The sequence below is a fragment of the Alloprevotella sp. Lung230 genome (genome assembly GCF_014385435.1).
Classification (GTDB): domain Bacteria; phylum Bacteroidota; class Bacteroidia; order Bacteroidales; family Bacteroidaceae; genus Alloprevotella.
This window is the reverse complement of record NZ_JACSUD010000004.1, coordinates 158792-167290: the sequence shown is the minus strand read 5'-3', so window position 1 is coordinate 167290 and position 8499 is coordinate 158792. Positions and strand designations below refer to the sequence as shown.

Here is an 8499-nt window from a genome sequence, read left to right as displayed (position 1 = left end):
CAACAAGCCTCGAGACTCGATAGAGACTCGGGGCTTTGTTTTTCAGAATAATCTTTCTCGTTCGAGAAGCGGTATTTCCCCTCCCAAATGCCTGTCACAAGTGCTATCAAGAGAAGAAAAGGACTGCATGGTTTCCTATCAATTTGTGAGATTCTACATTAAAGCCCGAGAAGGATGTGTTCACGCGAAGGAAGTCAACCCCCTTGTCGCAACGGAACCTATGCAAAGTTTTCGAGGTGGAGGATCAACCATTGTTGTGTGAGCGAGCAGAGCTTCGCAGCGAGGAGGACAAAACAGATAGAACTTATATTTCCAACACACCAAAAAATAATTCAAGATGAACCTTTTGATTGCCCTACTTCCCGCTCTGCTTTGGGGAGTACTCCCGTTGGCTATTTCTAAGGTCGGCGGTCGTCCCATTCATCAAATTATCGGTACCACAACCGGTACACTGCTCGTGGCTATTGTGGTTTACCTCATTGTACAACCCGATATTACCACGGCCAACTTCTGGTGGTGCTTTCTTTCCGGTGCCATGTGGGCCGGTGCGCAAATGTTGCAGTATCGTTCTTTCGAATTGATCGGCGTTTCCGGTGGTATGCCCATTTCTACTGGTATGCAGTTGACGGCGAATTCCATCGTCGGCGCGCTCTTTCTCGGGGACTGGCCGACTTGGGGGCAGCGCTTGGTCGGTTTCAGCGCGATAGCCTTGATCATTTTCGGCATCTGGCTCACTACACGCAGAGATCCTGCCAAAACGGCTAAGAAATCCCCTCAGCTCGCGACGAATGCGCAATCCGGACAATGTGTCGACTCAATAGGCGAAAAGGCTTCAGCGGCGCTTAGAACGACGGATGAGGGTCATGCCGTGCAATCGGGGACTGATGACATTGTGGAACGGACGCATGAAGTGACTGCCACGGAGAATGCAAACTCCGCAGCCGATGCGACTTCCAATATGAAGACCGGCATTCTTGTCTTGGCCATCGGTACGATAGGCTATGTCGGCTTCTCCTTTTTCCCTGCGCGATTCCACGTCGACGGGCGCGCCGCTTTTCTGCCTCAAGCCATCGGCATGACGATAGGTGCTCTCTTCTTCTCGCTCTTCTATCTCAAGCAGCGTCCTTTCTCGCGGGCGAGTGTGAAGAATATGCTCGGCGGTTTCATCTTTGCAGTGGCCGTCCTGCTCTATCTGATCTCCATCAATTTGAATGGTGTGTCGGTTGCCGCCTCACTGACGCAAATGAACGTGATTCTCGCCACCTTGGGCGGTATTTACATCCTCGGTGAGCGCAAGACACGCTGGGAATTGTGGAATGTCTACATCGGCCTCTTCATTGTCTTGATTGGGGGCGTAATGATTGGCCTCACCTCCACAGAGATTGTGGCGAATCTGCTTTAACCGTTCAGTTGATGTGCTAACAAGGTTCTGCAGGCGATAGTTTCGCTGTGCATTTCTCCAAGTGCATTCACCTTGCACCTCGACTATTTCCCTTTTTCATCGGTTATCCTCAACGTACCCAAAAAGAGCGGCCGTGCAGTCCCATTCGGACTTGCACGGCCGCTTTTTTGCGGTCATTGGAAAAAAACTTTCCCACGAATGAGTAGGAAAGGCGCGCCGAGGTGCGGGTGGCGCGCAGCTTTCAAAAAGAGGTTCCCGTGAGGGAAACGAAGGTTTAGACTTCTTCTGCTTCCGCCGTTTCGTTCTCGCCGGACTGATTGCGCTTGCCGAGATATTCGGGCAGGCTCATACCGGCTTGCTCGAAGAGATCGGCGAGCGGAGGAACAGATTTGAGCAAACCGCTGACGAAGTTCGCCGTCGAACCCTTGCCGTCGGCACTTTGTCCGCCGTTGTCCCAAACGGTCACCTTGTCGATGTTGATACCCTTGATGGCTTCCACCTGCGTGCGCACGAGTTCCGGGAGTTTCTCGAGGAGGAGAAGCATGTAGGCCTTGTTGGCGTCGCCGCCGGCAGCGCGGATCATCTTGTCGTAACCTTTGGCCTGCTTGGTCAGAATCTCATAAAGACCCTCTGCCTCGGCTCCCATCTTGGCAAAAATGGCATCGGCTTCACCCTTGGCTTGTACACGTTTTTGTTCGGCTTCGGCCTCGGCTTCGATCACAATACGGCGCTTTTCCACCTCTTGTGCCACGATGACGTTGGCTTGCATCCGGACTTGAGCTCGTGTGCGTTTTTCAGAAAAAGGGACGCATGGTCGAGCGACCCCGGTGGACTTTGCGGACTCCGAACAAAATGAACGGGAGTCACACCGCAAATATACAGACTAAGTTCTTACTTTCCAAAAAAAGGTGTTCGTTTTTTGTCGTTTCGGCTTTTCGTTTTTGAGAAAAATGCGCTATTCTTTCTCTTTCAAGAAGTTAGTGCAGATCGAAGGTGTCTGTTTTTTTGGCAATACGTGGCGTTTTTTCTACGCTTCGCGGTGTTTGCAGGAAAAAGTAGAGAGAAAAAAGCGAAAAGCAGTGGTGTTTCGCACAAAAGTCGTGAGCTTTTTATTCAAAGTTGGGAAGGTGTGGCCGAGGAGGGTGCCGCCGTCGACAAAAAGCGAACCGCGATGTGCGCCGTGGGGAGTTGGTGCGGAAACAAAAGCGCCGTCCGGCGAATCGCGGTGGATTCGCCGGACGGCTTTCTATCGGTGAGCGAAGAAGAAGGCGATGCGGGCAGTCGTGCTCGTGTATTCGCCTGTTTCTTCAGTCTTCGGTTTTCTTTTCGGCCGGCGCACTCTGCACGGGCGTGGCCGGTTTGTGTTCGCTTGACGAGGAGGAATGGTGCGAAGTGCCGGTCGGTGCGGCGGTGGTTTTCGCGCCTTCGTTCGGTGTGGCGGAGTTTTTGGTGTTTTCGCTTCCTGTGGTGTGGGGAGTGGCCGTCTGCCCGGTGCGGCGCAAACCGACCTCTCCCCCGTCGAAGCCCACCGCTATGCCGATGAGTTGCTCCTCTGGCAGCACACCCGCAACGCCGCCGGCCTGTCGCTCGACAGCACGGCTGCGCGCGGCAGCAGTTTCTTCCAATATCGCCACACCGACGGCACGCACTTCCGCGTGCAAGAGGGAGATGGCAGCGACGGCCTGCGCTTCCGATCCCATCAGTTTCGGCCCATCGGAACGTGGCTGCGCGCTTATGGCACATTCTGCTTTGACATGGGGCGCACCCACCATCGGGCGTGGAGCGATGTGTCGCGCACCGACGAGGGAAATCCCTATCTCTCGGGAAGTCCTGTTGCGGCGAACTACGACCATCAGAAGTTCGACCTCACTTTCCGCCTCGCCACTACGTCCGTGGGGCCGCTGACCTACGGCCTCGCCGTGGACTACCGCGTGGGCGACCTCTCCCGACTGCGCGACCCTCGCTCCCGCGCCACGCAGTTGGCCTACCGCCTTGCCCCTTCCGCCACCCTTCGCCTGGATGCCCACCAGACTTTGGGCCTGACCGGATGGTATGCCCGCGACAAGGAAAAAATAGCCAACATCACAACCGTGCAGACCGATCCCAACTTGCTCTACTACGTCTTCACGGGGCTGGAGCACGCCGAAGGCTCAGCCGGTGCCTACACGGGCTATCAGCGCGAGTGGGTGAACCATGAGCTGGGGGCAGAGGCTGCCTACGCTAGCCACACCGACCGCCATCGGAGCGTGACCACGTTGGGCATCGCCCGCGCCGCCGAAGACGTCTGGGGACAAACCAAGTCCTCGCCGGGTCGATATGTGGCCTATCGCTACGCTGCCGCCACCCGGCATCGCCTGCGCACCGCGAGCGCCATCCATGCCTTCGACCTTCGGGCCGAATACCGACAAGGCTTTGCCGACGAATACCGCCAACAGCAGGTGCTCACCACCGATCCCGCAACGGGCAACATCTCGCGCCGCTACGACACGCAGTTCACCTTCAAGAAGCGCTACCAAACCCACCGCTGGGATGCCGTGCTCCACTATCGCATTCCGGCCGCTCAGGGCGAAACCGTCACGCGCTTTGCCGGTCTGCTGGCCGACTTCTCCGCGGTGAACCTCAAGCACATCGTGCCCACCTCCACCTTCCGGCGTGCTGCCCTCGACCTCCGCGCCGAATGCGGCGGACGCATCGCCCCAAGGTGGTGGGCCGAAGTTCGCGCCGGCTACCACTTTGCCCTGCACTCGCGCCTCTCGCTCGCCGATGCCGCCGCGCCCTATGCGCAGGCCGTGCTCCGGCCCGATCGGGACTACTACGGCGCCCACCACGGGCATGCCGAGGCCGCCCTCACCTACCGCTTCCCTCTCGCCCTGCACGGCCGTCGCCTTCCCTGCTTTGTCCGTGCCGAGGGACACTATCTGCGCACCGACCGCCACACGGAAGCCTGCGCCGCCGCCTTGACATTCGGCATCTTTCATTGATGTATAAATGCAAACTTCTTCGTATCAGCCGCGGATGATATGCCCATCCAAATCCCTCGCCGTGTGGGCAAAATTCCCCTTTTGAGCGCTGCAAATCCGAATGTTCTAATAGGTTGATAATCAGAGGGTGCGCAGGGCGTCAAAATTGTCTTATAAGACATTTGAAATTGTCCTATAAGACAATTTGAATTCTCTTATAAGACAATTTCAAAAGAATGCGCACACAATTTGAACTTCCTGCGTAGAGCCTCCGAAACTGCCCGGCAGCGATTTTGCATTTATACAGTACCCATTCCCCAGGGAATGACTTCAACACAATGGTTTCACTCAACTCTTTTCTTATGACAAATTCTACTTCCAAGCGCTGGCTGCTCGCCCTTTGTGCAGCCGCAACCCTCACCGCCCAAGCCGGCGACGGCACAAAGGCATCGCCCCTCACACCCATCGAAGTGCAGGCGCAGGCCGATGCCCTCGTCGCAGCGGGCAAATCCGTGTTTCTCACCGCCGACCTCCTCGGTTTTGGCAACAGCGTGCCGACACCTCTCGCAGCGGCCGCCGAACGGGAAACGTCCTTCATCGTGGGCAATGCACACTACGCTCTCGTGGCACGCGCAGGCAATCACATGGCCGAAGGCTTGAACGATGCCGACAACAAGCACGACCTGCTCCTTGAAGGCGTGTTCAAAAAGTCGGGCGACAGTTTGATTTTCCACGTTGCTCGTCTCGAAAATGCCCTTCACCTCACAGTGGGTGCCACGGGCTACGCCTCCTTCTGGGCCGGCGGCAACTGGACCATTCCCAACGAGCGCGAACTGCAGGTGGTGAGTGCCAGCGCCTCGGCCAAATCGAAAGGCGATTTCACCTACAAAGTCTTGGCGGCCAATACCACCGTGGTCGGTGCCGGCAGTGCCGGCTATATCCTCCAAGGCCGCCCCGGCACTTATGCTGTGGTGCTGGTGGACAAAGACTCCAACACCGGCCCCGGCACCACGTCCCTTTCCGCCGGTGTGAAAGGCCGGAGCAAAGCGATGAAAAACCGCTTTGCCTACAAGTTCGTCAGCACTGCCGAACGCACCGGATTTGTGCGCGGTGATGGGGATGGCAGCACCGTAATGCTCGACTCTCCGCGCGAGGTCTACACCCGCTTGAACGACGCTGCTGTCAGTGCGCTGCTCGGCACCGCAGCCACCGACCTGACCTTTATCCCTTGGAAAAACAAAGATCACATCACCGGCCTGACGCGCCTCGCCGATGACGCGCCGAAAGCCAAGGGAGTGTTCGACCTCAACGGACGCCGTTGTGATGCGACCCGCGGTCTGCCGGCCGGTGTTTATATCATCGACGGCACGAAAACCCTCGTGAAATAAGCAACTTCTGCATCCTTTTAGAGTGGATAAGCGGCAAAATGCGTAACTTTGCACCATTGCTCGCTTATCCACTCTATTTCAATATCCCACTTTTTATGAACAAATTGTATGTCTTGCTGCTCGGCCTTTTCCTCCTCACAGGTCTGCCGATGGAAGCCAAGAAGAAAAAAGAAACGCCCCAACCGCCCAAAAAGGAAGAAGCGCTCGCCCCCGTCCGTCCGGGACTGTTCGGCGTGCAGCATCAGAAGGACGATTGGTATTTTGTCATCCCCGACAGTCTGCTCGCTCGCCCCATCCTGACCGTCACGCGCTTTGTCACCACACCCGTGGGCATCGAAGTGCACGGTGGAGAGTTGGCCAACAATCAGGTGCTCTACTGGGAGAAACGCGGCGACCAACTGCTGCTCCGCGCCCTGATGTTCGACTCCACCGCCGACAGCACCGCAGCTATTGCCGCCGCTGTGCGCAACAGTGCCGAAAACCCCATCATCGCTTCCCTCAAAATCGAAGCTACCCCTAAGGATAGTGCCAACCGCACTGCTCTCGCTGCCGGTGGCCGTGGCTATCGTGTCAAGGTGACCGACTTGCTGAAAGGCGACAATGCCGTCATCGGAATGAACCAGATGAGCAAAACGCGCTTCAACGTCACCGCTCTCAAAGGAGAACTTTCCTATGTCGATACGATCAAGACTTTTCCCATCAACACCGAAATCATTTCTGTCAAGACCTACGGCGCAAAGCCTGGTGGCAGCAATCCCTCGGCCTACTTGACGGGGCAGATGACCTTCCGCCTGAACACTTCCTTTGTGTTGCTCCCCAAAGAACCGATGCGCGCTCGTACCTTCGATCCGCGTGTGGGCTATTTCACCGACTCTTTCGTGGAGTACACCGATGCTCAGCAGTCGGTACGCCGCAAGATGATTGCCACCCGATGGCGTCTCGAACCGCGTGCTGAGGATATGGAAAAATATCGCCGTGGCGAACTCGTCGAACCCAAGAAACCCATTGTCTTTTACGTAGACCCTGCCACCCCCAAGCAGTGGCGTAAATACCTCATCATGGGGGTTGAAGACTGGCAAAAGGCTTTTGAAAAAGCCGGTTTCAAAAATGCCATCCGTGCCTACGAATGGCCGAACGATTCGACGATGAGTATGGAAGATGCTCGTTTCTCGGTCATTCGCTACCTCGCCTCGCCCGTTTCCAACGCCTATGGGCCGCAAATCCACGACCCTCGCAGCGGAGAAATCCTCGAAAGCCACATCGGTTGGTACCACAACGTGATGAAGTTGGTGCACGATTGGTATTTGGTGCAAGCCGGTGCCGTCGACAAGCGTGCTCGCAAGATGCTGTTTGACGACGAACTCATGGGGCAGCTCATTCGCTTTGTTTCCTCTCACGAGGTGGGGCACACCCTCGGTTTGCGTCACAACATGGGGGCCAGCAGTGCCACTCCCGTGGAAAACCTTCGCAACAAGGCTTGGGTCGAAGAGCACGGCCATACTTCCTCCATCATGGATTATGCGCGCTTCAATTACGTTGCCCAGCCGGAAGATAACATCGGCGATGCCGGAATGTTCCCCCGCATCAACGACTACGACATGTGGGCCATCGAGTGGGGCTACAAGTATTTCCCCGATGCCCAAAGCGAGAAAGAAGAGCGCCTCGCCCTCAATCGCATCACCAACAACCGCATCACCGGCAATCGCCGACTTTGGTTTGGCGGTGAAGGCTCCGACAACGACCCTTGCGCGCAAACCGAAGACCTCGGCGACGACGCCATGAAAGCGAGCACTTACGGGTTGAAAAATCTCCGCTACATCGTCAAGCATCTCCCGCAGTGGACCTATGAAGAAGGCGATCTCGGCACCAATCTTGAACAGATGTATGGCAGTGTGCTCGGACAGTTCCGCCGCTACATCGGACACGTCACTCGCAACATCGGTGGCATTCACCACGAGTATAAGAGCGTAGAGCAAACCGGCGCTGTCTACACCCCCATGACGCGCGAACGCCAGAAGCGTGCCCTCGCTTGGATTGATGCCAATGTCTTCACCCAACCCCGATGGATGATTTCCGAAGACTACGTTTCTCGCCTGGGCACTTCGCCCGAAGCCCTCATCCGCCCCTTGGCCGAAATGGCCGTTGCTCCGCTGGTGTCGGCCACCACTTTCGACCGCCTGGCACGCTATGCCTACGGCCCGCAGCCCTACACGCCCACGGAGTACGTCGACGACCTTTTCCACATCTTCTTCCGCGAAACGACCACTGGGGCGCGCGTCGGCACTTGGCGCCGCTTCATCCAGCAGCAAGCCGTCCTGCGCCTCCTCAAGGCTTGGCGTATGGTGCCCGACAGCGATGGTCGCCCCTACACCGCTGCCCTCCTTCGCAAAATCCAAAGTCGCCTCTCCACCGTTCGCTCGGCCGATGCTGCCACCCAAGCCCACTACGACGACCTGCGTCAGCAAATCAAGTTGGCCTTCGAAGGAAAGTAATTCCACGATGCGATTTCCCATTGCCGTTTCGTCAACAGGATAAAATGAAGTGTGCAATAGGTGAACTGAGAAAAGAATTGGCTTAATTTTGCACTTGCCGGTTGACTCTATGCGTTGACTCTACGCAAGCCTTTGTGCTTAGTTTTCAGTGACATCTCTTTGTGGTTTCACGAAAAGATAGTACCTTTGCACCGCTTTTCCGCTCAACCGCTGTCCGGCGCACTCATCCACGTAGGCGACTCTCGCCACCGAGTGCA

5 protein-coding genes are annotated in these 8499 nt (G+C 56.5%); 4 read left to right on the top strand and 1 reads right to left on the bottom strand.

What is annotated here, in order from left to right; all coding sequences use genetic code 11:
* The first annotated feature begins 337 nt into the window (after nucleotides 1–337).
* Entirely contained in the window at nucleotides 338–1402 is a 1065-nt protein-coding gene (locus tag H8527_RS04220; RefSeq protein ID WP_187545879.1) for a GRP family sugar transporter, read from the top strand.
* Between the two features lie 274 nt (nucleotides 1403–1676).
* Here the strand turns inward: H8527_RS04220 and H8527_RS04215 are convergent, their stop codons facing one another.
* Nucleotides 1677–2171, bottom strand: coding sequence for a flotillin domain-containing protein (locus H8527_RS04215; protein ID WP_255498514.1), 495 nt, complete (start codon nucleotides 2169–2171; stop codon nucleotides 1677–1679).
* Nucleotides 2172–2784: 613 nt separating this feature from the next.
* Here H8527_RS04215 and H8527_RS04210 point away from each other — a divergent pair.
* The 3 genes from H8527_RS04210 to H8527_RS04200 all read left to right on the top strand — a co-directional run bounded on the left by H8527_RS04210 (nucleotide 2785) and on the right by H8527_RS04200 (nucleotide 8242).
* The gene (locus tag H8527_RS04210) at nucleotides 2785–4383 is read left to right on the top strand and encodes a DUF6850 family outer membrane beta-barrel protein (RefSeq protein ID WP_187545877.1); all 1599 of its coding nucleotides are present in this window, start codon (nucleotides 2785–2787) and stop codon (nucleotides 4381–4383) included.
* 341 nt (nucleotides 4384–4724) lie between these two features.
* Complete coding sequence (locus H8527_RS04205; RefSeq protein WP_187545875.1) at nucleotides 4725–5750, top strand: hypothetical protein; 1026 nt, start codon at nucleotides 4725–4727, stop codon at nucleotides 5748–5750.
* 95 nt (nucleotides 5751–5845) lie between these two features.
* A complete protein-coding gene (locus H8527_RS04200) occupies nucleotides 5846–8242 on the top strand; it encodes a zinc-dependent metalloprotease (RefSeq protein WP_187545873.1) in 2397 nt (798 codons plus the stop codon).
* The last annotated feature ends 257 nt before the right edge of the window (nucleotides 8243–8499 follow it).